The organism is Hymenobacter lapidarius, assembly GCF_001816145.1.
GTDB lineage: Bacteria > Bacteroidota > Bacteroidia > Cytophagales > Hymenobacteraceae > Hymenobacter > Hymenobacter lapidarius.
This window is the reverse complement of record NZ_MDZB01000175.1, coordinates 97,498-122,160: the sequence shown is the minus strand read 5'-3', so window position 1 is coordinate 122,160 and position 24,663 is coordinate 97,498. Positions and strand designations below refer to the sequence as shown.

The window sequence follows — 24,663 nt, the reverse complement described above, 5'->3', positions numbered from 1 at the left end:
GGGCCGCGGTGCGCAGTCCGCGGCCGGCCATTGCGCCGCCCGTGGCAGCCAAGGGGGCGCCCATTCAGCTGCTCACCGCCGGCAAGCTGCTCGGGGGCGACTTCAATGGCGTGAAGATTCGCAAGCTGCTCGGCAACGTCAGCTTTCAGCAGGAAGATACTTTTCTGTACTGCGATTCGGCCTATCAGTACCTCGACCGCAACGAGGTGGAGGCCTTCAGCAACGTGCGGGTGGTGCAGGGCGACACCATGACCATCACGGGCGACAAGGGCTTTTACAACGGCGACAAGCTCACCGCCCGCATGGTGGGCAACGTGGTGATGCGCGACACCCGCATGACCCTCACCACGCCCAGCCTGGTGTACGACCTCAACCGCAAAACGGCCTTCTATACGGAAACCGGCCACCTCACCGACCCCCAAAATACGCTGGATAGCCAGCAAGGCTTCTACGATACCAACTCCAAGGTCTTCGTGTTCACGAACAACGTGCACCTCGTCACGCCCGATTCGGAGCTGAACAACGACCTGCTGCGCTACAACACGGTGTCGAAAATTGCTTATTTCGACGGGCCTACGCGCATTAAAGGCAAGCAGGGGAATCTGTATGCCGAAGGCGGTAATTACAACACCATTACCCGCGTTTCCAACTTCAAGAAAAACGCCAAAATAGACACGCCTAACTACTTGTTGGGCGGCGATGAGCTGGTGTACGACGAGGTGAAAATGTACGGCGTAGCCAAAGGCCACGTCAGCCTGATATCGAAGAAAGACAACCTGACCCTGCGCGGCGACGTGGGCCGCTATTGGCGCGCCCTGGGCCGCACCAAGCTCTACGGCGGCCGGCCGGTGGTGCGCAACATCAGCGACAAGGATACCTTGTATATGGCGGCCGATACGCTGGTGAGCGTGGAAGCCCGCCCCGGCCAAACCACCACGCGCACGGTGCTCTATGCCTATCCGAAGGTGAAAATATTCCGGGGCGAGTTGCAGGGCATCTGCGATTCGCTGACCTACGACCGGCAGGACAGCATCATCTACCTCAACCGGAACCCGGTGCTGTGGCAGGCCAAAAACCAGCTCACCGCCGACTCCATGCAAATTCGCTCGAAGCGCGGCCGGATTGACGAGATGCGCCTCTTCGGCAATGCCCTGGCCGTGGACCAGGACACGCTGCTGAATTTCAACCAGACCAAGGGCCGCAGCATGACGGCCTACTTCCGCGACAGCAAGCTGCGGCGCGTGGACGTGCAGGGCAACGCCGAAAGCATCTTTTACGCGCTGGAAAACGACACCGCCACCACGGGCATGAACCGGGTGCTGTCGGCCAACATGCGGATGCTGTTTCTGGAGAGCAAGCTCAATAGAATAACCGTTCTCTCCAACCCCGAGGCCCGGTTTGTGCCGCCCCACGAGTTCAAGCCCGACGACCAGCGGCTGAAGGGTTTTCAGTGGCTGGCCAAGGAACGGCCCACCCGCCGCCAGGTGTTGGGCAAGCAGTTTGATGACCGCCCCAAAAAGCGCCCGGTTGCCAGGAAAAAAACTAAGCCCGCCACTAAAAGCAGTGCCAAGGCCAAGGCGCCCGCTAAAAAAGCACCCGCGAAGCCGGCTCCCGCCAAGCCTCAGCCCGCGCCCAAACCCAAAACCAGCCCGCCGATAACCAAATCAGCTGCGGCGCCAGCGCCCGCCAGAGCCGCCGTGGCGACGCCCACGGCCCGCCCGTAGCTGCAACCTTTCGCGGCCGCCGGGCACTCTAGCTCCCGGCGACCGCGTTGCCTGCAACGCCCCGTTTGCCTTCGCCGACTCAAATCGTTACCTTTGCACCCCATATGCCGATTTCCCGCCTCACGCTTCTGTTTCTGCTGGTTAGTTCGCTCGTGCTGGGCGCTTGCTCCAACAATTACCAGCGCCTGCTTAAAAGCACCGACGTTAATAAAAAGTACGAAGCCGCCATTGCCTACTACGAAAAGGGTGACTTTTTCCGTGCTGGCACGCTGCTCGAAGACCTGATTCCGTTGCTCAAGGGCCGCCCCGAAGCGGAAAAGGCCCAGTTCTACTTCGCCAACACCAACTACAAGCAGCGCAACTACGTGCTGAGCACGTTCTATTTCAAGCAGTTTGTGGACACGTACCCCAACTCGGCTTACGCCGAGGAAGCGTCTTTCCTGAACTCAAAGTCCCTGTTCCTAGACTCGCCGGGCTTCGAGTTGGACCAGACCAACACGGTGTCGGCCCTCGAAGCCATTCAGGATTTCCTGAACCGCTACCCCGAAAGCAAGTTCAGGGCCGAGACCGAGAACATGTCGCAGGAGCTGCAGAAGAAGCTGGAGAACAAGGCGTTTGAAAGCGCCCGTCTGTACTTTCAGCTGCGCTACAACCAGGCGGCCGTGGTGGCCCTCACCAATTTCCAGCAGCAATACCCCGCGTCGGCCTTTGCCGAGCAGGCCGCGTACCTGCGCCTCAACGCGCAATACGCCTGGGCCCAGGAAAGCGTCGAGTCGAAGCAGCGCGAGCGGTACCTCGAAGCCGTGGCCTTTTACCAGCAATATATTGACGGTTTTCCCCAGAGCAAAAACCTGAAATCAGCCCAGGGCATGTTTGATACCAGCCAGGCCGAGATTGCCAAGCTGAAATCGCTGCCCGCTGCGGCCTCTAACTAATTTGTAATCAATATCAGCCCATGAAACCTAATCCCAACACCCCGTCGAGCTCCATCATCACGCGCAACGTGGCCGACATCACCGGCGACAACGGCAACGTGTACGAGGCCATTTCCGTGATTTCGAAGCGCGCCAACCAACTCTCGATTAAGCTGAAGGAAGAGCTGAACGACCGGCTGGCCGAGTTTGCTTCTACCGTTGATAACCTGGAAGAAGTGTTTGAGAACCGCGAGCAAATCGAGGTTTCCAAGCAGTACGAGCGGATGCCCAAGCCCACCAGCCTCGCTATTGAGGAGTTCCTGCAGGGCAAAATCCAGTACACCACGCCCGCGCCCGAAGAGGTGCCGGTGCCCCGCGAGCTATTCTAAAAATCCCTGCCGAACAAATCGGCCGGGTACCAGAAGAACGTCATGCTGAGCTTGTCGAAGCATCTCTACCGCAGTAGTAATTCCTTACTTGCGCAGTAGAGATGCTTCGACAAGCTCAGCATGACGTTCTTTTGTGACCCAGCAACCCGCAACGAATTCCTATGCCGGACCACACGCTTTCCTCCCTCGCCGGCCGCCGCATCCTGCTGGGCGTGAGCGGCAGCATTGCCGCCTACAAAGCGGCGGTGCTCACGCGCTTGCTGGTGAAGGCCGGGGCCGAAGTGCAGGTTATCCTCACCGAAGCAGCGGCGGCATTCGTCACGCCTCTCACGCTGGGTACACTCTCCAAAAAACCTGTGCTGACGGGATTTTTGCGCAATGCGGCGGCCGGCGAATGGCACAACCACGTGGAGCTGGGCCTGTGGGCCGATGCGCTGCTCATCGCGCCTGCCAGCGCCAACACCATCGGGCAGCTGGCCAACGGGTTGTGCCCCAATCTACTTTGCGCCGTCTATTTATCGGCCCGCTGCCCGGTTTTTCTGGCCCCGGCTATGGACGTGGACATGTTCGCCCACCCCGCCGTGACGCAGAATCTGGCGCGCCTGCGCTCCTTCGGCAACCATGTATTCGACTCTCCCAGCGGCGAGCTGGCCAGCGGCCTCAGCGGCCACGGCCGCATGCTGGAACCCGAGGACATAGTGGCCGAATTGGAGGCTTTCTTTGCTGAATCAACCACTAAGAATTAGAACGTCATGCTGAGCGCAGCCGAAGCATCTCTACCGCAGTACTAAAATTGATTAGTTGCACGGTAGAGATGCTTCGGCAAGCTCAGCATGACGTTCTTTTTTAACCCACACTTCCAACGTGCACGTTCTTCTTACCGCTGGCCCCACTTACGAACCGCTGGACCCTGTCCGGTTCCTGGGCAACCGCTCGACGGGTAAAATGGGCTACGCGCTGGCCGAAGCTTTCGCGGCGCAGGGGGCGGAGGTGACGCTAGTGAGTGGCCCCAGCCAGCTGCCGGACCCCGCCAGCCCGCGCGTCCGCACGGTGCGGGTGGAGACGGCGGCCGAGATGTTTGCGGCCGCCGCCGCGGTGGCACCCGGAGCCGATGTGTGGGTGTTTGCGGCGGCAGTAGCTGACTATCGCCCCGCGCAGGTGGCGGTGGAGAAAATAAAAAAGTCGGGCGACACCATGACCCTGGAGCTGGTGAAGAACGTGGACATTGCAGCCACGCTCGGCCAAAGCAAGCGGCCTGAACAATTTGCGGTGGGTTTTGCGTTGGAGACTACAAACGAGCTGGCCCACGCCCAAGGCAAGCTGCACCGCAAGAAATTCGACCTCATTGTGCTGAATTCGTTGCGCGATGCCGGCGCGGGTTTCGGCCACGACACCAACAAGGTGACCGTGCTGGATGCCGCCGGCCAAATCGTTAATTTTGAGTTGCAGTCCAAAGCCGACGTGGCCCGCGGACTGGTACGCCTGATTCTGGCCCGCCTGCCCATAAGTACCCCATGATGCGAAAATTGCTCGCTGTGTTGCCCCTCGTTGCGGTTCTGCTGTTGGCGGCGCCCGTTGCCCGCGCCCAAGAACTGCTGTCCGAAGTGCAGGTGACCACCCAAAACGTGACGATTACGGACCCCACCATCGTGGGGCAGATGCAGAACGACATCCGCACCTTCCTTAATAACCGGTCCTGGACCAGCCAGGCCCATCGGCCGGAGGAGAAAATCCGGCTGCGCGTGTTCATCGGCATTGAGAAAATTCCGCAGAACGGCTCGTACCAAACCACCATGCGCATGATTTCGACGCGGCCGGTGTACGGCACGGGCTACGAAACCAACGTCATCAGCATCGTGGACCGCAGCTTCAATTTCAACTACTCGCCGCAGGCGCCGCTGGACTTTTCACCCAACAGCTTCGTGTCCAATCTGTCGTCGCTGCTGGGCTATTATGCCTACATGGTTATTGGCATGGACCGCGACACCTTTGCGCCGCTTGGGGGCACGCCGTACTACGAGCTGGCCCGCAACGTGGTGAACTACACGGCCAACCAGACCAGCACCAACGAGCCCGATGCCGGGTGGCTCGGCTCGGGCTCCCGCGACCGGCATTTTCTGCTCGATAACCTCACCGACCCCCAGCTGCAGGCCTTCCGCACGGGCCTGTACGGCTACTACCGCCAGGGCATGGACGTGTTTGTGGAAAAGCCCGAAGACGCCCGCAGCTCCGTGATGCAGGCCCTGACGGGGATTCAGAAGGCCGCCGTGACGCGGCCAAACACCTTGTTCGCCCGCTCCTTCTTCGAGGCCAAGTCCGACGAAATTGCCAATATCTTCCGCACCAGTCAGGACCAGCGCCAGAAGCAGGAGCTCGTGACCATGCTCATTGAAGTGGACCCGGCGAATGCGGCGAAATACCAGAGTGTTCTAAAATAAATTATGAGTTATGTGTGGTGAATTATGAGTTGTCTGAACGACAATTTCTAATTCAAAACTCATAATTCAAAACTCATAATTAAAAATAATGCTAGTCGATTTACGGATTAATAATTACGCGCTGATTGAGCAGCTGGAGCTGCGGCCGTCGCCGCTTTTAAATATTATCACGGGTGAAACGGGTGCCGGCAAATCCATCATGCTGGGCGCCATTGGGCTGCTGCTGGGCAATCGCGCCGACTCACGCATGCTATTTGATACGGAGCGTAAATGCGTAATTGAAGGGCAGTTCAATATTGCCAATTACCAACTGCAGGATATTTTCGAGGCCGAGGATTTGGACTACGACGTGCAGTGCATTTTGCGGCGCGAAATTAGTCCCAATGGTAAGTCGCGGGCTTTTGTGAACGACACGCCGGTGACGCTGGAGGCCCTGCGGAAAATCGGCGCCAACCTGATGGACATTCACTCGCAGCACGACACGCTGCTGCTGGGCGACGCCGTGTTTCAACTCAACCTGCTGGACCTGTACGCTGGACTGGTGCCGCAGCGCACGCACTACAGCAACGCCTTCCGGCAGTACCGCAAGCTGGAAGCCGACCTGCAGACGCTGGAAAGCCAGGCGGCCCAGGCCAGTAAGGAGCTGGACTATAACAGCTTTCTGCTGAATGAGCTGGAAGAAGCCCGCCTCGACACCGAAGACCAGGACGCCCTGGAGCAGGAGGTGAAGCAGCTGGAGCACGCCGAAGAAATCAAGTACAAGCTGAGCCAGGCCCTGCACGGGCTGCGCGACAGCGAAACCTGCGCCACCGGCAGCATGAAGGACGCCGTGATGCTGCTGGGCCAGGTGGCCAACTACGCCGACAACTTCCGGGAGCTGCGCGAGCGCCTGGAAAGCTGCCTGATTGAGCTGCACGACATTGCCGACGAGGTAGAAACCGCCGAGCGCCGCACCGAGGGCGACCCCGCCCGCGCCGAAGAGCTGCAGGACCGCCTCAACGTGCTCTACACGCTGCAGCGCAAGCACCAGGCCCGCGACCTGCCGGCTCTCATTGCAGTGCGCGACAGCCTCCGCCAAAAAGTGAGCTCGGTGCTGAACCTGGACAAGGAAATCAACCGGCTGCGCAAGGATTCGGACGCGGCCCTGGCCGCCGTCACCAAGCAGGCCGCCAAGCTCTCGGAAAGCCGCCGCAAGTCGTTTCCCACCTTTGAGAAACAGCTGGGCCTGCTGCTGGCCGACCTCGGAATGCCGCACGCCCGCATTGTGGTGCAGCACAGCATTGGCGCGCCCGCCACCAGCGGCACCGACGTGGTGAACATCCTCTTCACGGCCAACAAAGGTGCCCAGCCCCAGACGTTGAGCAAAGCTGCTTCGGGCGGGGAATTCTCGCGCTTGATGCTGTGCATCAAGTACATGCTGGCCGATAAAACAGCTCTGCCCACCATCGTGTTCGACGAAATCGACACCGGTATTTCCGGCGAGATTGCCGTGAAAGTGGGCCGCATGATGCAGCAAATGGCGCATAAGCACCAATTAATTGCTATTTCGCACCTGCCCCAAATGGCCGCTGCCGGCGACGTTCACTACTTCGTGTACAAGGAAGACCGCGCTGACCGCACTGTGAGCCGCATCCGGGAGCTGAACCAGGACGACCGCATCAAGGAAATTGCGCACATGATTGCGGGTGCTAAGCCGAGTGAGAATGCCTTCCAGAGCGCCCGCGAGTTGCTGGCGCTGCGGGGCGAGGTGGCAGCGTAATGCGGTAGGCATTAGCTTGCCGTCAAATTCCTACTTTTGTCCGGCCGTTATACTTTCACGGCCCTGCGGTGCCAGCTAAAGCTTATCTCACATTCCCATGCCTAACAACCTCCTCGCCGGCAAAGTCGGCATTATTTCCGGTGCGCTCAACGAACATTCCATTGCCTGGAAAGTAGCCCAGCGGGCGCATGCCGAGGGCGCCCGCTTCGTGCTCACCAACGCCCCGCTGGCCATGCGCATGGGCGAAATCAACAAGCTGAGCGAGGAGTGCAACGCGCCCATTATTCCGGCCGATGCTACTTCCACCGAAGAGCTGGGGGCGCTGTTTTCGGGCGCGCAGGAGCAGTTGGGCGGCAAGATTGATTTCGTGCTGCACAGCATTGGCATGAGCGCCAACATCCGCAAGAAGAAGCATTACGGCGAGCTGGACTACAAATTCTTCCAGCAGACGATTGACGTATCGGCCATGTCGTTTCACAAGATGATGGCCGTGGCCGAGAAGCAGGACGCCATGAACGAGTGGGGCAGCATTGTGGCCCTGAGCTACATCGCCGCCCAGCGCGCCTTCCTCGACTACACCGACATGACGCAGGCCAAGGCCATGCTCGAAAGCATTGCCCGCAGCTACGGCCAGCGCTTCGGCAAGCTCAAAAGGTGCGCGTGAACACCGTGTCGCAGTCGCCTACTAAGACCACGGCCGGCACCGGCATCACCGGCTTCGACGCCTTCTACAACTTCGCCGACATGATGTCGCCGCTGGGCAATGCCCCGGCCGAAGCCTGTGCCGACTATTGCATCTCGCTGTTTTCAGACCTCACGCGCTACGTGACCATGCAAAACCTCATGCACGACGGCGGCTTTAGCACCACCGGCATCTCGGCCGAGATTGTGGACGTGATGACCAAAGCCGCTGGCGCGCAGGAATAAGTACTGCTGATTAGAGGAAATGAGAAAGCCCGGCCAGATGGTCGGGCTTTCTCATTAGTAGGTCAGTCGGTACGTTAGGGTGGTGCCTGCCGGAATGAAAATAGTGTCGTTGGGAGCCACGTAGGAACCGTTTTTTCTTTGCCGAACCAATATGGGTTGGTCGCCTGCGGTCTCGATGGGAGTAGTCGACAGTCCGGAGCAGTTGACTACAACACCACCACCGCGAATACTCGAACTAAAAACGGTATTGCCACCGTGACACGAATTCAAATCAGCGTGATAAGAATACGGGCCTGGAATCTGGCTTGGGTTGGTAACTTCGAACCTGATAAATGCCTTGCGCGGAATGATATAATCATACGCAGTTAAAAGCGTGTCGCGCTTATAGTCGAAAAAAGCAACATTCGGCTCGCCGATAAGGTAGTATCGGGAGGGGTTTGCTTGAAAGACCACGGACAGATACCCATCAGTTAGTTCATCGTCGGCAAGGAAGGCACTGATGCGATAATAGCCGTTTGCATCGGTGGTTCCGACGGCTTTTTTGCGCACTTTGCTATTCAACCCGTTGAAGCGACCGTGCCATTCTAACACAACCGGGGTGTTTGCCAGCGCCGCCGAGCCAGAAGTGAGAAGCCGGCCCGCTACGATGGTACAGGAACCCAGGCACTCGGGCAACTCTTCCTTTTTGGTGCAGCCGGACACAACGCTGCTTAATGCCATAACCAAGAGTAGATGAATGGCTTTCATAGGGGGTTGTGCCTTGATAGAAGAAGGAGGGCGTGAGTGTGCGGGTTGGCAGGTCTAAGCTACGTAAAAAGCAAAATCCGGCCACCAATGGCCGGTAACGCTGCCGGCATCGATTGCGTAGAAAAAATGCGGTCTGGGACGCGGTAGCTGCGAGGGTTACGGAATCCTATTCCCAAAAACATGAAGCAGCTGGTGTTGATAGTGAGCCTGTGCTGGCTGGCGCTGGGCCGCGCCTAGAGCTATGATTTTGTGGTGGCCCAGGACGACAGCGGCCATTTCCGCACCGTACAGGAAGCCATCAACGCCGTGCCCGGTTTTCGGAAAAAGGTCACCACCATTCTCATCAAGAAGGGGACTTACAAGGAAAAGTACATCCTGGCCGGCACCAAAACCTTTGAGCCGTAAAATGCGGCGTTGCTACCCCACGTTAGTACCCGCGGCTTAGCTCCACCAGGTTCTCCAGCGGCTGGCCGCTACGGAGCAAACTCAAGTTGCGCAGCAGCATATCGACCTTGCCTTCGTCCTCGAAGGGTTGGCCGCCGCCGGTGTGCTGGGTGAGCAGCACGTTGGGCAGGGCCCAGAGTGGGTTGGTGTCAGGGAGCGGCTCGGTGGCGGTTACGTCGAGCACGGCCCCGCCCAGGTGGCCGCTTTGCAGGGCGGCGATGAGGGCAGGCTCGTCGGTGGTGTTGCCGCGGCCCACGCTGGCGTAGATGCCGCCGGGGCGCATGGCGGCAATGAGGTCGGCGGAGAAAAAGCCGTTGGCGCTGCCGGGGAGGCAGTTTACTACGATGTCGGTGTCGGGCAGGGCGGCTTTGAGGGCTTCCCGGGAGTGCAGCTGGGCTTGCGGGGCGGTGCGGGCCAACAGCTGCACCTGGCACTCGAAACCGCTGAGCTGCTGCCGCACGGCCAGTGCAATGGCGCCCGCCCCGAGGACAACTACCCGGCGGCCGCGCAACAGCCGGGCGCGGTTGCGCACGAAGGCGCCGCCCACCCACCGCTTTTCGGCTTGCAGCACGGCCAGCTCGGGCAGGTGGCGGAAGAGGGCCAGCAGGCCCGCCACCATGGTTTCGGCGCAGGGCCAGGCAAAGAAGTCGCCCATATTGGCCACCGGCATGCTCAGCTTTATGCCGCGGTAGCGCTCAAAACCGGAGGAGTCAATCTGCCAGAAGCGCAGGTTGGGCAGCGGGCCATCAAGCAGGGCCGGCGACGGGTTGCCCAGCAGCACCTCGGCTGCCTGGAGGGCGGCATGGGTTTGCCCGTGGTTGAGGTCGGCCCCAAAGGTGGCTTCTACGTCGGCGGGCAGCTGTTGCAGCAGGTAGGCGCGGGCAGAAGCGCTCAGGGGAGAATAAACGAAAAGACGCATGCGAAGGAGTGAGCAAAGGCTGAATTGGGGCCGGCGGCCGTTATACGCGGGCTGGCCTTGTGCTGCTGTCGGCAGGACAAAAAAGGAACCTAGCCGTTGCGGGCCTCTTGGTGAAGCTGTTTAGGCAGTCAAGAAGAACGTCATGCTGAGCGCAGCCGAAGCATCTCTCCCGCTTGGTTGGGCCGGTTGAATTGCTGTTGCGGTAGAGATGCTTCGGCTGCGCTCAGCATGACGGTTTTTTTGACTGCTTAAGTAAGCTTAGTAAATAAAGCGCCATAAAAAAACTCCCAGCCAAGTGGCTGGGAGTTTTCATGTTAATCAAAATCGTACGCTTAGCTGTCGGACTTCCTGATTTTGACTTTGCCTTTTTTGGCTTTCATCTTGGTGTCCTTCATTTCGCGGCCGCGGTCCATGCGGTCGTCCTGCATGGCGGCAAATTTGGTGTACTGGTCAGCGGTCAGCACTTCCTTGAATTGGGTTTCGTATTTGGCGCGGTTGGCCTGCATCTGGGTGCGCATTTGGTCGCGGTTGCCGGCGTCGCGGGCCTGGCCGCGCATGGCCTGCATCTCTTGGCCCCGGGCAAGGAGGATTTGCTGAATTTTGGCGGTCTGGTCCGCGTTTAGGCCCAATTCCTGGGTCATGCGCTGGCTTTGGCGGGTGGCCATTTCTTCGGGGGTGCCCTGCTGCATGCGGCCGTTGCCGCGGCCCTGTGCCGTGGTGCCGGTAGCCATAGTGCCTGGGGTGGTGGTCTGGGCAGCGGCCGTGCTCACGGTGAAGGCAAAGGCAGCTACGAGGGGCATCAAAAAGGTTTTCATCGGTATGGATTAATTGGGGTTGATAAATAGTTGTGTGAAACGAGAGGCTGTGGACTGCGCGTTTGACTCGCAGAGCCAGGCCAAGGTTTAGTTTCGAATTGATTGATTCTACCAGCGTGTTTGCAAAACTTTAGCCGGAAAACGACCGAAAACAAAAACCTGGACAGGCAGCGCGCAAGTACCGACGAAGGGGAAGAGTTTGCAGACGAGCAACGGCAAAGCACCGCTTCAAATACCCGCATATTCTTTCAAAATGCGGTTTTTAAGCTTTCGGGCCGCCCTCAGGCCCACCGGTTTTGCCTAACTTAGAGCCTTGTACCTCACGCTCAAACCTCACCTGATGAACAAATTGATACTGGCGGCGCTGGCGGGCACCCTGGCCCACGCATTGCCCACCTCCGCCCAAACCGCTGAGAAAATCGACGCAGCCGCCCTCGCCAAAATCCGTGACGAAGGCATGAACCGCTCCAAGGTGATGGAAACCGCCTTCTACCTCACCGACGTGAGCGGCCCACGCCTGGCTAACTCCGACGGCCTGAAGCGCGCCAACGAATGGACCAAAAAGCAGCTCACCCAATACGGCCTGGCCAACGCGAACATTGAGCCTTGGGGCGACTTCGGCCGCGGCTGGGACATCGAGAAGTCCTACGTAGCCATGACGGCCCCCTACTACCACACCATGGTGGGCGCCCCCAAAGCCTGGACGCCCGGCACGCCCGGCGCCTTGCGCCTGCCGGTAGTCGTGATGAAAGCCGCCACCACCGAAGCCGACCTCGACCAGTACAAGGGCAAGCTGAAGGGTAAAATTGTGGTGATGAACGTGCCCAACCCGCCCAAGAACGCCGAAGGCCCCGACCTGAAGCGCTACACTGAGGAAGAGCTAGCTAAAATGGCCGAGCCCGCCGCCCCCCGGCCCGCCGCCAATACCCCCGACGAAGCTGCCATGGCCGCTCGCCGGGCCCAGGCCGCCCTGCGCACCAAAATGACCGACATGCTGATGAGCGAAGGCGCCGCCGCCGTGCTCAGCGCCCGTGGGGGCATCTACGGCACTTTCAACACCACCAACGGCGCGCCCTACGCCGCCGATGCCAAGCCGGTGCTGCCCGAGATTGAGATGACCCCGGAAGACCAGCTGCGCCTCATTCGCCTCGTAGAGGCCGGCATTCCGGTGGAAGTGGAAATGGAAACCAAAACCCGCTTCCAGTCCCAGGACGTGAAGGGCTACAACGTGGTGGCCGAAATCCCCGGCACTGACCGCAAGCTGAAAAGCGAAGTGGTGATGCTCGGCGGCCACATCGACTCCTGGCACGCCGCCACCGGTGCCACCGACAACGCCGCCGGCGTGGCCGTGATGATGGAGGCCGTGCGCATTCTCAAAGCCACTGGCATGAAGCCGCGTCGCACCATTCGCATTGCCCTGTGGGGCGAGGAGGAGCAGGGTCTGCACGGCTCGCGCAACTACGTGAAAAATAACTTTGGCGACCCTGCCACCATGAAGCTGCTGCCCGCCCACGAGAAGCTGAGCGCCTACTTCAACCTGGACAACGGCGGCGGCAAAATCCGCGGCATCTACGCCCAGGGCAACGAGGCCATCGCCCCCATCTTCGCCGAGTGGCTCAAGCCCCTGGTCGACCTGGGTGCCACCACCGTCACGCTGCGCAACACCGGCAGCACCGACCACATCGCCTTCGACGCCGTGGGCCTGCCCGGCTTCCAGTTCATTCAGGACGGCCTCGACTACTTCCCCCAGACCCACCACACCAACCAGGACACCTACGACCGCCTCATTGCCGACGACCTCAAGCAGGCCTCGGTAGTAGTAGCCTCGTTCGTGTACAACGCCGCCATGCGCGACCAGAAGTTGCCCCGCAAGCCACTGCCAACACCCGTTAAGCCGGCTCAATAAGCAAAAAGGACCAGCTCCAAAAAGGCCCGGCTGAGCATTGCTCGGCCGGGCCTTTTTGAGTTTTTCAGAACACAGAAATCATTGTGGATAGGGCCAGGAAAGTAATGGCCGAGGATTAACGTGTTATGAACGACCGTTCACAATACGTAAAGGAATACATGTTTCATAAGCTGTGGCCTGCGTACCTAGATGGGGGCTTACTCAACCATCAGGCGGGCCGTCCGTGCTGGCTGGCCGGGCACGGTGGCTTGCAGGAGGTACAGGCCGAGCGGCAGGCTTACCAGCGGCAAGCGAGCGCCAGCGCCGGTGCGCACCAGCCGGCCCTGGGCATCGAGCAGGCGCAGGAGGGTATTCGTACCCAGCCCGGGGAGGGTGACCATGTCGCGGGCCGGATTGGGCACCAGCACCAAAGGTCCGGCAGTTCCGCGGCCCCCGCGCACCGACAATGGGCCGGAACCACTCGTGACCAGCAGGGGCACGGAGCTACGGTAAGGCTGGCCATTGCCGAGTTGGCCCTCATCGTTCCTGCCCCAGACCCAGAGCGTGCCGTCGGTGCGTATTCCCACTGTGTGGGCCGAGCTGCCGGTGACCACCTGTTGCCAGTTCGTGGCCGTGCCGATTTGCACGGGGGCATAGCGGATGTTGGAGGTGCCGTCGCCGAGCTGATTCCCGGAGTTGGAACCCCAGCCCCAGAGTGTGCCGTCGGTGCGCAGGGCCAGGGTGTGGCGATCGGCGGCGGTCACGCTGCGCCACCCGGCAGCTGGACCTACCTGTATCGGCGTCGGGTGGGAGTTGGTGTTGCCATCGCCCACCTGGCCAAAAAAGCCGTCGCCCCAGCCCCAAAGCGTGCCGTCGGTGCGCACGGCAGAAGCGTGGCGCTCGCCAAAAACCGCTTCCCGCCAGGTCGTGGCCGTACCAATTTGCACCGGCGCAAGCTGGTCGATTTCAGTGCCGTCGCCGAGCCAACCTCGGAAGTGGAGCCCCAAACCCAGAGCGTGCCGTCGGTACGCACGGCCGCTGCGCGTCCGCCGTTTATGTCTATCCATTGCCAGTTCGTGTCCGTACCGATTTGAGTCGGTTCGGGGCGGTACGAGCCGAACAAGATACCTAAGCCTAAGCCACGAGAGCTCGAACCCCAAACCCAGAGTGTGCCATCGGTACGCACCGCGAGCGCCCAGGTGGCCGCCGTAACCACGCGCTGCCAGTTCGTGGCCGTGCCGATTTGCACCGGGGCCAGGCGGTTGGTGGTGGTGCCGTCGCCGAGCTGGCTGCTGGCGTTGTCGCCCCAGGCCCACAGGGTGCCGTCGGCACGCACCGCGAGGGTATGGTTGTGACCGGCAGCCGCGCTGCGCCAGTCCGTGGCCATGCCAATCTGGGTCGGCACGTTACGCGCGGTGGTGGTGCCGTCGCTGAGCTGACCGAACGCATTTTCGCCCCAGGCCCACAGCGTGCCGTTGGTGCGCACCGCCACCGTGTGGCGGTTGCCCACGGCTGCCTGCTGCCAGTTCGTGTCCGTACCGAGCTGTTCGGGCTGCCGCACCCGGGCCGTAGCCAGCGCCGGGCTGCCCATTTGGCCGCTGCCGTTGCTGCCCCAGGCCCACAGCGACTCGTCGGTGCGGGTGGCGACGGTGTGGGAATTCCCCCCGGCAATCTCCCGCCAGGTGGCTAGGGAGCCCACCTGCACTGGCGCCAACTGGTTGGTGGTGGTGCCGTCGCCGAGCTGGCCGTTTAAGTTGTCGCCCCAGGCCCACAGGGTACCATGGTGCGCACCGCGAGCGTGTGGTTGGCACCGGCGGCCACGCGTTGCCAGTTCATGGCCGTACCAATTTGCACAGGAGTGTTCCGGAAGGTGGTGGTACCGGTACCGAGCTGGCCCCGTAAATTATTTCCCCAGGCCCAGAGCGTGCCGTCGGTGCGCACGGCCACGGTATGAAAGGCTCCCACCGCGACGCTTTGCCAGTTCGTGGCCGTGCCAATTTGGACCGGGGTATTCCGGGGGGTCTGGGTGCCATCGCCGAGCTGGCCGTCAAAATTGTCACCCCAGGCCCACAGCGTGCCGTCGGTGCGCAGGCCCACCGAGAAAAAGGCACCTGCGGCCACGTTGCTCCACGTAGTGGCCGTTCCAATTTGCTGAGGCAACGCCCGGTCAGTGGTCGTGCCATCGCCAAGCTGGCCCCGGGAATTTTCTCCCCAGGCCCAGAGCGTACCGTCGGTGCGCACCGCCACGGTATGCCTGACACCAACGGCCACCCGCCGCCAGGTATCTGTGCCGACTTGGGTCGGCGTAAGGCGGTTGTTTCCGGGGCCATGGCCGAGCTGGCCGGCTGAGTTATTACCCCAGGTCCAGAGGGTGCCGTCCGTCCGGATGGCCGCCGTGTGGTTGGTGGGGCTGGCCGCCACGCGCTCCCAGGTGTTGGCCGTGCCGATTTGCACCGGAATCGGTTGGTCCACGCGGGTGCCATCACCGAGCTGGCCCACGAAGTTATTGCCAGAGGCCCACAGCGTGCCGTCGGGGCGAATGGAAACGGAGTAATCACCCCCGGCCGCCAAACGCTGGCCGTGGGCCGTGCCCAGGCTTGCCCCCAGCAGGCACAGCCACATCAGGAGTTGGGAAAAAGGGCCGGGGGTACCGGCTTGGCAGAAGGAGGAAACGTGTGTCATCGGCAGGATAGAAAAGAATGCAGGCGGAGTGCCAAAGGGCAATGTAATATTGAAACTGTTCAGGAAGTAGTCAGGGCGAGGCAGAAAGGAAAAGACTCCCACAAAAGCGGGAAATTTGAGGTGCGACCCATCTCCTTTCCCTCCCTCGTGGAAGTCCTGACCAAAGATATCATTACCCGCTGGATACTGCCCCACCTGCCGACCCGTTCCGGTGGCCGCCGCTGCGCCGCCGCCCCGGCCGAGGTGGTAGGCGCCAGCTGCTACAAGCTCAAAACCGGTTGCCAGTGGCGCTGGCTGCCCGTGCAGGCCCTGTTCACCGGCCCGCCCCTGAGCTGGCAGGGGGTGTACTATCATTTTCAGGCGTGGGGCAAGCAAGGCGCGTGGAAGCAGTTGTGGGTCATGTGTTTGCGTCTGCATCGGCGAACCCTCGACCTGTCCAGTGTCCAACTCGACGGCAGCCACACGCTGGCCAAGAACGGCGGGGCGGCCGTCGGCTACCAGGGCCGCAAAGCCGCCCGCACCACCAACGCCCTGTTCCTGGCCGACAACGCGGGCCTGCCGCTGGCCGTGGCCACGCCCCAGGCCGGCAACCAGCACGACACCTTTGACCTGGAACGGGTCTTTGCCGAGCTATGCGAACTGCTCGAGGCGGCTGACCTGCGGCTGGAAGGGCTGTTTCTCAATGCCGACAAAGCCTTTGATGTCACCAGCTTGCGGCAAGCCTGCGCCCGGCGCGACATCGAAGCCAACATCCCCCGCAACCGGCGTTCGGCCGACTGGCAGACCGACGACGACACGCCGCTGGACCCCGAACTCTACCGCCGGCGCCTCGTCATTGAGCGCCTCAATGCCTGGCTCGACGGGTTCAAGACCCTGCTCGTGCGCTACGAAACCAGCGTGCAAAATTGGCTGGCCTTCCACTGGCTGGCCTTTACCGTGCTCTTATTGCGTAAAATTGCCCCAATGCCCACTTCCTAAACAGCTTCTTTAGTTAGGCCCGTGCATTCACGTGGGCCCAGCTGGCCATAACGAGTTGCGTCACGAGATTTTTTTTTACGGAGCAGTAACAGTCCGGCAAAATACCACCATCCAAGGAGAGAGGCGTTAGGAGCAAAACCGTACTTATTCCAAGGTGTCGCTTATAACTCCTTTTATGTTAAGCGTATAGCATTCATGCTAATAAATACTTGAACAGCGTCCGAAACACAACATTTTACCCGTTGACTGCTATGCTGACGACTGAGCCTTTTAGTCAACCAGCCCCAGCGTGCGCGTGAAAGCGTTGCGGGGTATGGTGATGGTCAGGCTTTGCTCGCGTTTTTCGGAGCGGGCGCGCCGCTTATCTATCAGGGTCTGCACTTTGTCCTGCCTGTCATCGCGCGAGAGCATCACCTTGGCCACGTCCGTAATCAGCGTCACGGCCCGGGGCACGGGCACGCTCACTTCCTGGTAACCAGGGTCGGGACGGGGCGGAACGGCCGGCGGCGGACTTTGCTGGGCCAAGCTACTTGTGACTTTGAGCAACAACGCAGCAAGTAAAACGGGTAGTTTCTTACCTGACATGGATTCCGGGTGGATACTGCAAAGATGCCACTCCGCGCCGCTTCGTTGCCCGGCTACCCCAGTTTTTCCTTAAATAGGCGTAATGTGCGGTCCCAGGCTACTTTCGCTACCTCCGCATTGTAGCGGGCCGGCGAAGTGTCGTTGTTGAACGCGTGGTTGGCGCCCTCGTACACATACAGCTCGTACTTGGTACCGGCCGCTTTCAGGGCCGCTTCGTAGGCTGGGATGCTGGCGTTCACCCGCTCGTCGAGGCCGCCGTAGTGCATCATCATGGCCGCTTTGATGTTGGGCACGTCTTCGGCTTTGGGCTGCGAGCCGTAGTAGGCCACGGCGGCGTCCAGCTTGGGGTCGTGCACACCCAGCTGGTTGGCCATGGCGCCGCCCCAGCAGAAGCCCACGGCGCCGGTGCGGCCGTTGCAGTCGGGCCGGGAGCGCAGATATTCCAGCGCCTTGAGGTAGTTGTTCAGGTTTTTGGCCTTGTCGAGTTGGCCAATCAGCTCGCGGCCCTTGTCCTCGTCGGTGGGCGTGCCGCCGAAGGGCGACAGCGCATCCACGCCCAGGGCCAGGTAGCCGGCCTGGGCCACGCGCCGCGTCACGTCCTTAATGTGGGGCGTGAGGCCGCGGTTTTCATGAATAACTACCACAGCGCCGCGCTTCTTGCGGCCCTTGGGACGCACCAGGTAGCCGCGCATGGCCGCGCCATCGCCAATCCAATTTACTTCTTCGGCCACCAGGTCATCGGCTTCGGGCGTGATGGTGGCCGCCTGCGAATAGCCCGGTTCCAGCACCGCCAGGGCCGCAATGGCCAGGGCCGTGCCGCCGGCCAGCTTGCCCAGCCGGTCCAGAAACTCCTTGCGGGTGAGCGGAGCGTGGGTGTATTCGTCGAAGAGGTTGATGATGCGTTGGTCCATGCGGCTAAATGTACTGATTAGGCGGTGAATACAATTAATTCGACCAAGGCTATTCGGCCTCGCGGTGCACGGTGTCCGGGCTGAATGCGGGCACGCAAATTGACCAGTATTCGCATTCGGCATCAAACGGATTGGAGTAGCGCACCCGCGCCCCGCCCTTTATCAGAAGTGCCTGCCCGGCCTGCAGCTCCACCACGTCGCCATCAATCTCAAACTGCTTGCGGCCCCGCACCACAATGGTAAACTCGTCGAAGGTCGGCGTCTGGTGCGGCTCGCTCCAGTGCGGCGGCGCCACCATGTGCGCCAGACTATACGCCGAGGTGCCGGTGCTGGCTCCGCCCACGTGCTCTTCAATGAGCTTGCCGTCAGTGGTGGGCACGATGAAAGGGGAGGGGTTGAGAACGTAGCGTTTTTCGGACATGATGAATCAGGAAAAATGGGATTAACTGAACAAACTCCCCTCCTTACCAAGGAGGGGATGTTCGAGCCAACGGCTCGAACGGGGGTGGTTGTAGGCGTTGAACGAGGCTGTAACGACTGGCGCAGGGATTGTGCTGGCGCCGTTCAACGCCCCAACCACCCCAACTGCCGCTGCGCGCCAGCGTCCCATCCTTAGGTAAGGAGGGGATTTGGTCGTTCACGCATCACCTTCTACGGCTTCAACTTTTCCAACAACTCAAAAGCGCGCGAATTGTATTTCCACACAAAGAAATACGGCGTCTGCACCGCCCCAAACTGTACCCGGATGCGCTCCACGGCCGGCAGCATGCTGCCTTCAAAGTCAAAGCACGGCAGCCCCAGCACCTCGCTGGCGTAGCGAATGGCCTCCCAGATGAGCAGGATGCCGGCGCCACTCTCGCGAAGGGCCGGGTCGTCGCCCGACAGGTGGTAGTACGCAGCCTGCTGGTCCCAGATGAGGTACGCGGCCGAATGAATCCGGTCCTGCGCGTCCACGGCGAAAAACAGTTGGCGGGCTCCATTGGCGGCCAGCGCCGCGTCGTGCCGCGCAAACTGCGCCCACGAGTAGGGCATGGGCAGGCCCTGGCGGTCAAAGCTCATTTTATTGAGCCGATAAAAGTGCTCCGCAGAAAGGTCATGCACCACGCGCACTTGCTGCTGCGCCTTTTGAATATTGCGCCGGATGTTGCGGTTCAGCCCGGCCTCCACCTGAGCCAGCTGGTGCAGGCCATGGAGGCGGTAGGTGTAGTAGGTAGTCTGCTGGTAGTGGTGCCAGTAAAAGGGCAGCCAGTTGATGGCCGTGGGGTAGAAATTCTGCTTGAAAGCCGCAAACCGGGGCAGTTGCGCTATCAGCTCTTCCAGCAGCGCGTGCTCCTGCTTCAGCACCCCGCGGAACTCGGGCAGCAGGTAGGGGCCCAGCATTTTCACAAACGGCGGCATGGTTGCGTACCGAAACGGCCCCTTTTGCTTGTAGAAATAGGGCAGCGCGGCCACCACCCGGTCCTGCTGCTGGGCCAGCACCACGTCCCAGTCGCCGCCGGTGGCGCAGGCGTCCAGGTACCACGCCTGGGCAAACACGGGCACATCGGGCGCGGTGCGGCAGAACTCGCGGTAGCGGGCTTTGGCGGGCATGGGCGCGGGCCTTACTTGGCGGGGGCCTCCGCACAGGGGCCTTTGGTGGAGGTGCGCACGCCCGCGTTGCCGGCCACGCAGGCGTTGGCGTAGGTCTTGCCATCGCAGCCGCACACGGGGTCGTACTGCATGGTGCAAATGCCGTCCGGCTTTATTTTGCTGGGGTCAATGCAATCGGCGGCAGCCGTGGCGCGAGGGGACTGGGGCTGGCAGGCGGCTCCCAGCAGGAGCACGGCAAAAAGGAGGCGGGGCGTTTTCATAGGCGGCATGGGCATGGGCGAAGCTACGGAGCCCAATTGGAACGTGGGCGCAAGCGAAACACAGTAAATGCCTTATGCTGGCCCGCGCCCGAAAATTTACGGGTTAGCTCAACCCCCGGCGGCGCTCTCCGTATAGTTGGCCAGACACACGCCTTCAAATTCGCGCTCACTGCTGTAGAATTTGATGCTGCGCTTCCTCTAGCACATCTCTTACCCCTCATTCACCTTTCATTACCCATTCACCATGTCGTACCAAGAAGAAGACAACAACGCCGGTAAAATTCTGTTAGCCGCCCTCGCCGGTGCCGGCGCTGGCATCATCGCCGGTATGCTCCTGGCCCCCGATAAAGGCACTGCCACCCGCGAAAACTGGAAAGGTGTAGCCTCCAAGTACAGCGGCCAGCTGGGCGAGCAAGCCAACAAGCTCGGTGTTGACCTCGAAGCTAAATTCAAAGAATACGCAGGCAAGCTCGAAGACCTTGGCGTCACCCTGCCCGGCAGCAGCCTCAAAATGAAAGGCAACTGGGACGATGCCAAAGGCAAGCTCAAAGAGCAGTACGGCCAGCTCACCGACGACGACCTGACCTACGCCGAAGGCCAGGGCGACCAGCTAGTAGGCCGCCTCCAGGAAAAACTGGGCAAAGGCAAAGCCGAAATCACGAAAATGCTGAACGACTTGTAAGTCGGCGCAAGCCCCTTGCAGCTGAGCCCCGCTCCGAAAGGCGCGGGGCTTTTTTGTGCGCCTCCAGCCCGTTGCGGGGCGGCGCGGAAGCTTTTTTGGGGTGGTATCAACAACTCGCGGAGTTTTCCGTTAGCTACTTATTAGTCGCAAACAACCACATTTCTCTATTTTCATGAAAGACGACAAAGGCAAAGTCATTCTCTCGCTGCTGGCCGGTGCCACCGCGGGCATTGTAGCCGGCCTGCTGCTGGCCCCCGAAACCGGCGACGAAACCCGGTCCGGCCTGCGCCGCTCGGCTTCCAAGTGGGGCGGCGACCTCAGCAAGCTGCTCAAAGACACGCTAGCCAAGGCTCAGACTAGCCCCGCTGGCGACGCCACTCCCAGTGCTGCCGTAAACGAAAACAAAGCCGCTGCCGACCGCCTGCTCGAAGGCCTCGGAAGCACGGTGTCTACCGCCCACACGCACAACAGCGATAACCCCGACTACGACGGCTTCGGCGACGATGTTCGCCACCGCGGCCCCCAGTAAGGAAGCTGACGCGCGCGAAAATAAATTCTCAGTATTTCGCAACCCGCCCCGCCGATGCCACGTAAAACCAGGCATAATCGCCTTGAAAGAAGGCCGAAACGTGTTACGAGTAAAATTGCCGACCGTAGGAGTTTCTATTGAAATTGGTTAAACAACTCAGTAGTAAAATCAGACGTGTCCATCGCAAGCTTCTGGTAAAAACAGCGGTTTGAAGGGTAAGACGATTATAAAAAGAAAAGCCCCGCACGATATTTCGTGTGGGGCTTTTCGATTTTAGGGACTGCTGCTAGCTGTTATTCTGAGCGTGCGTCTGTCATCCTGAGTGCAGCGAAGGACCTTATCACTGTTGAACGACTTGTTCTTTCTTGATAAGGTCCTTTGCTGCGCTCAAGCTGACAGACAGCTTGCGTGTTGACAGAGAATTACGCTTTGTCCTGCTTTTCCTTCTGCACATTTTCCGGCTTCATTTGCGGGAAAAACAGCACGTCCTGAATGGAGTGGGAGTTGGTCATAATCATGCTCAGGCGGTCGATGCCGATGCCCAGGCCGGCCGTGGGCGGCATGCCATACTCCAGGGCGCGCAGGAAGTCCTCGTCGAGCACCATGGCTTCGGTGTCGCCGCGCTTGCCCAGCTCGAGCTGGTCCTCGAAGCGCTTGCGCTGGTCGATGGGGTCGTTGAGTTCCGAGAAAGCGTTGCAGATTTCCTTGCCGTTGCAAATGGCTTCGAACCGCTCCACCATGCCGGGACGGTCGCGGTGCTTCTTGGCCAGCGGCGACATCTCCACCGGGTAATCGGTGATGAACGTGGGCTGGATGAGCTTGGGCTCCACGTGCTCGCCAAATATTTCGTCGATGATTTTGGCCTTGCCCATGCTGGGGTCCAGATGCACGTGCAGCTCGTGGGCGGTTTCGCGCAGTTGCTCCTCGTCCATCTCGCCAATGGCCTTGCCCGTGTACTTCTCAATGGCCTCGAACATGGTGTAGCGCTGCCACGGCCGCTGGAAGTTGATGAGGTTGTCGCCCACCTGCACCTCGGTTTTGCCGTGCAGGGTTTGGGCCACGCGCTCTACCATTTCTTCCACCAGTTCCATCATCCAGGCGTAGTCCTTGTAGGCCACGTAGAGCTCCATCTGGGTGAATTCCGGATTGTGGAACCGCGACATTCCCTCGTTGCGGAAGTCCTTGCTGAACTCATACACGCCATCGAAGCCGCCCACGATGAGGCGCTTCAGGTACAGCTCGTTGGCAATGCGCAGGTAGAGCGTCATGTCCAGCGTGTTGTGGTGCGTGGTGAAGGGGCGGGCCGCCGCGCCGCCGTACAGCGGCTGCAGAATGGGCGTTTCCACCTCCAGGTAGCCCTTGTCGTTGAGGAAATTCCGCATCGACTGCACCAGCTGGGTGCGCTTGATGAAGGTGTCGCGCACGCTGGGGTTCACCACCAAGTCCACGTAGCGTTGGCGGTAGCGCTGCTCGGGGTCGGTGAAGGCGTCGTAGGTCACCACTTCGCCGGTGGCTTCGTCCTTCTGGGTTTTCACCACCGGCAACGGGCGCAGGGCCTTGGCCAGCAGCTTCAACTCCGTGACGTGAATGGAGGTTTCGCCCACCTGCGTCTTAAACACGCGGCCTTTCACGCCAATGAAGTCGCCCAGGTCGAGCAGCTTCTTGAACACCACATTATACAGCGTCTTGTCCTCGCCGGGGCAGATTTCGTCGCGGTTCACATACAGCTGAATGCGGCCCGAGGTGTCCATCAGCTCGGCAAACGAGGCCTTGCCCATCACCCGCGACGACATTAGCCGCCCAGCCAGGCACACCTCCTGGAAATTATTGAGCTCAACGTGGTAGTTGTCCTGAATTTCCTTGGCGTAAAACGTCACGTCGTACAATTCCGACGGATAGGCCTCAATGCCCAGCTTTTCCAGTTCTTCGAGCTTGTTGCGGCGGAGTATTTCCTGTTCGCTTAAATGGACCACGGATTTTTCGGATTTTTTTCGGATTTCACGGATTTTATAGACGGTGCTTTCCCCCTAGGGCCGCAAAGCGAAGTGAGTTAAACTAATGAATCAGCAAAAGTAACCAACGAAAAACGCCGCTCTAAATAAGAGCGCGTTTCGGGTCGAAGGCGGCGTTCACAAAATCCGTGAAATCCGCTAAAATCCGCGCTAATCCGTGGTCTAGGCGGCCATGCGGTACTGCGGGGCCTCGGTGGCAATGGCCGGGGCGCTGGGTGGCGTAGGGGCCAGCACCGGCTCCACGCGGGTACGCAGGCGGTCTTCCACAAAGCCGGCCTGCAGGTGCGCGGGCAGCTCGGCCACCAGCTGGCGGTAGCGCTCCAGGCCCAGGGCCTTGGCCACGTAGGTCTCGTGCACCCCGTTGAGGTAGCTCACAATGTTGAGCAGGGAGGTGTGGAACAGGCGGAAGTCGATGTCGGCCTCCACGTAGCGCTCAATCTCGCGGCTGGTCTGCGAGATGCGCAGGCGGCCCAGCAGGTCGAAGATGGTGGTGTAGCCCAGGCGCCAGGTAATCTGCTGCCAGTGCGAGGCCGTCCACTTATCCAGCGGGCGCCCCGTTTTCTGGCTGCGAATGGCCGTGTTGGGGTTGGCCTGCACCTGCGCGCGGGTCCACTGCGCCTTCATCTTGCGCGTGGTGCGCAGGAATTGCCCCACTTGGGCTTGGGCGTCTATCTCCTTGCTGGCAATGTGCAGCCCGGCCTTATAGCCCGCCAGCGGCAGGCGGTGAATGCTGAAGTCGCCGTAGGCACCGGCGGCGTAGAACGACACCGGGCGCGGGTAGGCATTCTTTACCACCAGCCGCCCCACCTCGCGGCGAATAAGCTGGTTGTTGTTGCTACGCACACCCGTGGTGTACAGGAACGCCTGCAGGCCCGAATGAATGGCGTGGTAGGCCTGCGGGAACGTCCAGTGCAGGGCGTTGCGGAGGAAGTTATCGTCGCCCAGCTCAGCCGTGGCCCGTAGTGCGTATTCCGTGCTCCAACTGGTGTGCAGCAGCTTGGTGAGCGCCGCCACGTCGGTGTCGTTCAACTCCGCGCTGTGGCTGCGGAAAAATGGCAGGTTCTGAAGCCCGCCGAGCACGTCGTCGTTCTCCTGAATGTGGTAATTGATAGCGAAGAAATAGTTGAGGAAAACCTGCGCCGGAATGGATTTGCGCCAGGTTTCGTCAGCTAGCTTTTGCTGTTGCTCCTCCCCGGTGGCTTCCACCAGCGGGATGAGCGGGATGATGCGGGTTTCGGCTGTAGTCGTCATACTAGTTAAACAGCTTTTGGCAGTGATTTAGTTGCCTGTTTACTAACTTTATTGTCAATTAATACTAATGATATTATGCTTGATAACCAGTTGGTTATGGTATTAACAGCGGGATTCGTCTTGTGTTGTTGACAAAAGCCGTTTGCTAACTAGATTGACATGCGAAAAAAGTGCCAAAAAAAGCCCCCACTCCACGGGAGCAGGGGCTTTCGACAAATGGTA

Annotated in this window: 24 protein-coding genes and 3 pseudogenes; 13 read left to right on the top strand and 14 right to left on the bottom strand. The window is 60.3% G+C overall.

What is annotated here, in order from left to right:
• The 8 genes and pseudogenes from BEN47_RS19945 to BEN47_RS19910 all read left to right on the top strand — a co-directional run.
• Positions 1-1,724, top strand: a 1,724-nt coding sequence (locus BEN47_RS19945) for an OstA-like protein (protein WP_125921838.1), incomplete at its 5' end; no start/stop codon positions are given.
• Positions 1,725-1,828: 104 nt separating this feature from the next.
• Entirely contained in the window at positions 1,829-2,659 is an 831-nt protein-coding gene (locus BEN47_RS19940; protein ID WP_070731181.1) for an outer membrane protein assembly factor BamD, read from the top strand.
• A 20-nt stretch (positions 2,660-2,679) separates the two neighbouring features.
• Positions 2,680-3,027: a DNA-directed RNA polymerase subunit omega gene (locus BEN47_RS19935; RefSeq protein WP_070731180.1), complete on the top strand. Its 348-nt coding sequence runs from the start codon at positions 2,680-2,682 to the stop codon at positions 3,025-3,027.
• Positions 3,028-3,188: 161 nt separating this feature from the next.
• On the top strand, positions 3,189-3,773 hold the full coding sequence (locus BEN47_RS19930; RefSeq protein WP_070731177.1) for a flavoprotein: 585 nt from the start codon (positions 3,189-3,191) through the stop codon (positions 3,771-3,773).
• A 118-nt stretch (positions 3,774-3,891) separates the two neighbouring features.
• Positions 3,892-4,545, top strand: coding sequence for a phosphopantothenoylcysteine decarboxylase domain-containing protein (locus tag BEN47_RS19925; RefSeq protein WP_070731175.1), 654 nt, complete (start codon positions 3,892-3,894; stop codon positions 4,543-4,545).
• Entirely contained in the window at positions 4,542-5,465 is a 924-nt protein-coding gene (gene porD / locus BEN47_RS19920; RefSeq protein ID WP_070731171.1) for a type IX secretion system protein PorD, read from the top strand. Before BEN47_RS19925 ends, porD begins: the two co-directional genes overlap by 4 nt.
• An 88-nt stretch (positions 5,466-5,553) precedes the next feature.
• Entirely contained in the window at positions 5,554-7,224 is a 1,671-nt protein-coding gene (recN, locus tag BEN47_RS19915; RefSeq protein ID WP_070731168.1) for a DNA repair protein RecN, read from the top strand.
• A 97-nt stretch (positions 7,225-7,321) separates the two neighbouring features.
• Positions 7,322-8,151, top strand: a pseudogene (locus BEN47_RS19910) (enoyl-ACP reductase FabI).
• A 54-nt stretch (positions 8,152-8,205) separates the two neighbouring features.
• Here the strand turns inward: BEN47_RS19910 and BEN47_RS19905 are convergent.
• The gene (locus tag BEN47_RS19905) at positions 8,206-8,898 is read right to left on the bottom strand and encodes a hypothetical protein (RefSeq protein WP_070731166.1); all 693 of its coding nucleotides are present in this window, start codon (positions 8,896-8,898) and stop codon (positions 8,206-8,208) included.
• 252 nt (positions 8,899-9,150) lie between these two features.
• Between BEN47_RS19905 and BEN47_RS20565 the strand changes: the two genes are divergently transcribed.
• Positions 9,151-9,303: a pectinesterase family protein gene (locus tag BEN47_RS20565; protein ID WP_239691680.1), complete on the top strand. Its 153-nt coding sequence runs from the start codon at positions 9,151-9,153 to the stop codon at positions 9,301-9,303.
• 22 nt (positions 9,304-9,325) lie between these two features.
• Here BEN47_RS20565 and BEN47_RS19900 read toward each other — a convergent pair whose 3' ends face one another.
• Both BEN47_RS19900 and BEN47_RS19895 read right to left on the bottom strand, forming a co-directional pair.
• Positions 9,326-10,261: an NAD(P)-dependent oxidoreductase gene (locus BEN47_RS19900; RefSeq protein ID WP_070731163.1), complete on the bottom strand. Its 936-nt coding sequence runs from the start codon at positions 10,259-10,261 to the stop codon at positions 9,326-9,328.
• A 332-nt stretch (positions 10,262-10,593) separates the two neighbouring features.
• The gene (locus BEN47_RS19895) at positions 10,594-11,076 is read right to left on the bottom strand and encodes a DUF4890 domain-containing protein (protein WP_070731161.1); all 483 of its coding nucleotides are present in this window, start codon (positions 11,074-11,076) and stop codon (positions 10,594-10,596) included.
• 340 nt (positions 11,077-11,416) lie between these two features.
• Here BEN47_RS19895 and BEN47_RS22580 point away from each other — a divergent pair, with 340 nt between their 5' ends.
• The gene (locus BEN47_RS22580) at positions 11,417-12,982 is read left to right on the top strand and encodes a M28 family metallopeptidase (protein ID WP_070731212.1); all 1,566 of its coding nucleotides are present in this window, start codon (positions 11,417-11,419) and stop codon (positions 12,980-12,982) included.
• Between the two features lie 197 nt (positions 12,983-13,179).
• Here BEN47_RS22580 and BEN47_RS20560 read toward each other — a convergent pair whose 3' ends face one another.
• The 4 genes and pseudogenes from BEN47_RS20560 to BEN47_RS19870 all read right to left on the bottom strand — a co-directional run bounded on the left by BEN47_RS20560 (position 13,180) and on the right by BEN47_RS19870 (position 15,643).
• Complete coding sequence (locus BEN47_RS20560) at positions 13,180-13,725, bottom strand: T9SS type A sorting domain-containing protein (protein WP_070731156.1); 546 nt, start codon at positions 13,723-13,725, stop codon at positions 13,180-13,182.
• A 27-nt stretch (positions 13,726-13,752) separates the two neighbouring features.
• Positions 13,753-14,028: pseudogene (locus BEN47_RS22955) on the bottom strand (hypothetical protein); the annotation flags it as partial.
• Positions 14,010-14,735, bottom strand: a pseudogene (locus tag BEN47_RS22950) (RCC1 domain-containing protein); the annotation flags it as partial. The pseudogenes BEN47_RS22950 and BEN47_RS22955, both read right to left, overlap by 19 nt.
• A complete protein-coding gene (locus tag BEN47_RS19870) occupies positions 14,711-15,643 on the bottom strand; it encodes an RCC1 domain-containing protein (RefSeq protein WP_083322624.1) in 933 nt (310 codons plus the stop codon). The pseudogene BEN47_RS22950 and the gene BEN47_RS19870, both read right to left, overlap by 25 nt.
• A gap of 147 nt (positions 15,644-15,790) precedes the next feature.
• On the opposite strand from BEN47_RS19870, the gene BEN47_RS19865 reads away from it, so the two are divergent.
• Positions 15,791-16,621, top strand: coding sequence for an IS5 family transposase (locus tag BEN47_RS19865; protein ID WP_239691461.1), 831 nt, complete (start codon positions 15,791-15,793; stop codon positions 16,619-16,621).
• A gap of 270 nt (positions 16,622-16,891) precedes the next feature.
• Here the strand turns inward: BEN47_RS19865 and BEN47_RS19860 are convergent, their stop codons facing one another.
• From BEN47_RS19860 to BEN47_RS19840, 5 genes are all read right to left on the bottom strand, one after another.
• Positions 16,892-17,170 carry a hypothetical protein gene (locus tag BEN47_RS19860; protein WP_125921837.1) on the bottom strand — a complete coding sequence of 93 codons (279 nt, stop codon included), beginning with the start codon at positions 17,168-17,170 and terminating at the stop codon, positions 16,892-16,894.
• Between the two features lie 89 nt (positions 17,171-17,259).
• Positions 17,260-18,117: a dienelactone hydrolase family protein gene (locus BEN47_RS19855; RefSeq protein WP_070731144.1), complete on the bottom strand. Its 858-nt coding sequence runs from the start codon at positions 18,115-18,117 to the stop codon at positions 17,260-17,262.
• A 49-nt stretch (positions 18,118-18,166) separates the two neighbouring features.
• Positions 18,167-18,538, bottom strand: a complete 372-nt coding sequence (locus BEN47_RS19850) for a cupin domain-containing protein (protein WP_070731142.1) — start codon at positions 18,536-18,538, stop codon at positions 18,167-18,169.
• Positions 18,539-18,768: 230 nt separating this feature from the next.
• Positions 18,769-19,707: a GNAT family N-acetyltransferase gene (locus tag BEN47_RS19845; RefSeq protein WP_070731139.1), complete on the bottom strand. Its 939-nt coding sequence runs from the start codon at positions 19,705-19,707 to the stop codon at positions 18,769-18,771.
• Positions 19,708-19,718: 11 nt separating this feature from the next.
• Complete coding sequence (locus tag BEN47_RS19840; RefSeq protein WP_239691679.1) at positions 19,719-19,982, bottom strand: Kazal-type serine protease inhibitor domain-containing protein; 264 nt, start codon at positions 19,980-19,982, stop codon at positions 19,719-19,721.
• Positions 19,983-20,211: 229 nt separating this feature from the next.
• Here BEN47_RS19840 and BEN47_RS22750 point away from each other — a divergent pair, with 229 nt between their 5' ends.
• Positions 20,212-20,649 carry a CsbD family protein gene (locus tag BEN47_RS22750; RefSeq protein WP_070731135.1) on the top strand — a complete coding sequence of 146 codons (438 nt, stop codon included), beginning with the start codon at positions 20,212-20,214 and terminating at the stop codon, positions 20,647-20,649.
• A gap of 172 nt (positions 20,650-20,821) precedes the next feature.
• On the top strand, positions 20,822-21,178 hold the full coding sequence (locus tag BEN47_RS19830) for a YtxH domain-containing protein (protein WP_070731132.1): 357 nt from the start codon (positions 20,822-20,824) through the stop codon (positions 21,176-21,178).
• Positions 21,179-21,600: 422 nt separating this feature from the next.
• On the opposite strand, the gene lysS is transcribed toward BEN47_RS19830, so the two are convergent.
• Both lysS and BEN47_RS19820 read right to left on the bottom strand, forming a co-directional pair.
• A complete protein-coding gene (gene lysS / locus BEN47_RS19825) occupies positions 21,601-23,151 on the bottom strand; it encodes a lysine--tRNA ligase (protein ID WP_070731128.1) in 1,551 nt (516 codons plus the stop codon).
• Positions 23,152-23,352: 201 nt separating this feature from the next.
• Positions 23,353-24,441: a hypothetical protein gene (locus BEN47_RS19820; RefSeq protein WP_193427158.1), complete on the bottom strand. Its 1,089-nt coding sequence runs from the start codon at positions 24,439-24,441 to the stop codon at positions 23,353-23,355.
• Between the last annotated feature and the right edge of the window lie 222 nt (positions 24,442-24,663).

What these genes read in the sequence shown, in the direction of transcription:
- BEN47_RS22750 (WP_070731135.1), top strand. Translation starts at nt 20,212, where the DNA reads ATGTCGTACCAAGAAGAAGACAACAACGCCGGTAAAATTCTGTTAGCC.
- BEN47_RS19940 (WP_070731181.1), top strand. Translation starts at nt 1,829, where the DNA reads ATGCCGATTTCCCGCCTCACGCTTCTGTTTCTGCTGGTTAGTTCGCTC.
- BEN47_RS19870 (WP_083322624.1), bottom strand. Translation starts at nt 15,643, where the DNA reads ATGACACACGTTTCCTCCTTCTGCCAAGCCGGTACCCCCGGCCCTTTT.
- BEN47_RS19855 (WP_070731144.1), bottom strand. Translation starts at nt 18,117, where the DNA reads ATGGACCAACGCATCATCAACCTCTTCGACGAATACACCCACGCTCCG.
- BEN47_RS19900 (WP_070731163.1), bottom strand. Translation starts at nt 10,261, where the DNA reads ATGCGTCTTTTCGTTTATTCTCCCCTGAGCGCTTCTGCCCGCGCCTAC.
- BEN47_RS19830 (WP_070731132.1), top strand. Translation starts at nt 20,822, where the DNA reads ATGAAAGACGACAAAGGCAAAGTCATTCTCTCGCTGCTGGCCGGTGCC.
- BEN47_RS19820 (WP_193427158.1), bottom strand. Translation starts at nt 24,441, where the DNA reads ATGACGACTACAGCCGAAACCCGCATCATCCCGCTCATCCCGCTGGTG.
- BEN47_RS19905 (WP_070731166.1), bottom strand. Translation starts at nt 8,898, where the DNA reads ATGAAAGCCATTCATCTACTCTTGGTTATGGCATTAAGCAGCGTTGTG.
- BEN47_RS19935 (WP_070731180.1), top strand. Translation starts at nt 2,680, where the DNA reads ATGAAACCTAATCCCAACACCCCGTCGAGCTCCATCATCACGCGCAAC.
- porD (WP_070731171.1), top strand. Translation starts at nt 4,542, where the DNA reads ATGATGCGAAAATTGCTCGCTGTGTTGCCCCTCGTTGCGGTTCTGCTG.
- BEN47_RS19840 (WP_239691679.1), bottom strand. Translation starts at nt 19,982, where the DNA reads ATGCCCATGCCGCCTATGAAAACGCCCCGCCTCCTTTTTGCCGTGCTC.
- BEN47_RS19845 (WP_070731139.1), bottom strand. Translation starts at nt 19,707, where the DNA reads ATGCCCGCCAAAGCCCGCTACCGCGAGTTCTGCCGCACCGCGCCCGAT.
- BEN47_RS22580 (WP_070731212.1), top strand. Translation starts at nt 11,417, where the DNA reads ATGAACAAATTGATACTGGCGGCGCTGGCGGGCACCCTGGCCCACGCA.
- BEN47_RS19850 (WP_070731142.1), bottom strand. Translation starts at nt 18,538, where the DNA reads ATGTCCGAAAAACGCTACGTTCTCAACCCCTCCCCTTTCATCGTGCCC.
- BEN47_RS19930 (WP_070731177.1), top strand. Translation starts at nt 3,189, where the DNA reads ATGCCGGACCACACGCTTTCCTCCCTCGCCGGCCGCCGCATCCTGCTG.
- recN (WP_070731168.1), top strand. Translation starts at nt 5,554, where the DNA reads ATGCTAGTCGATTTACGGATTAATAATTACGCGCTGATTGAGCAGCTG.
- BEN47_RS19895 (WP_070731161.1), bottom strand. Translation starts at nt 11,076, where the DNA reads ATGAAAACCTTTTTGATGCCCCTCGTAGCTGCCTTTGCCTTCACCGTG.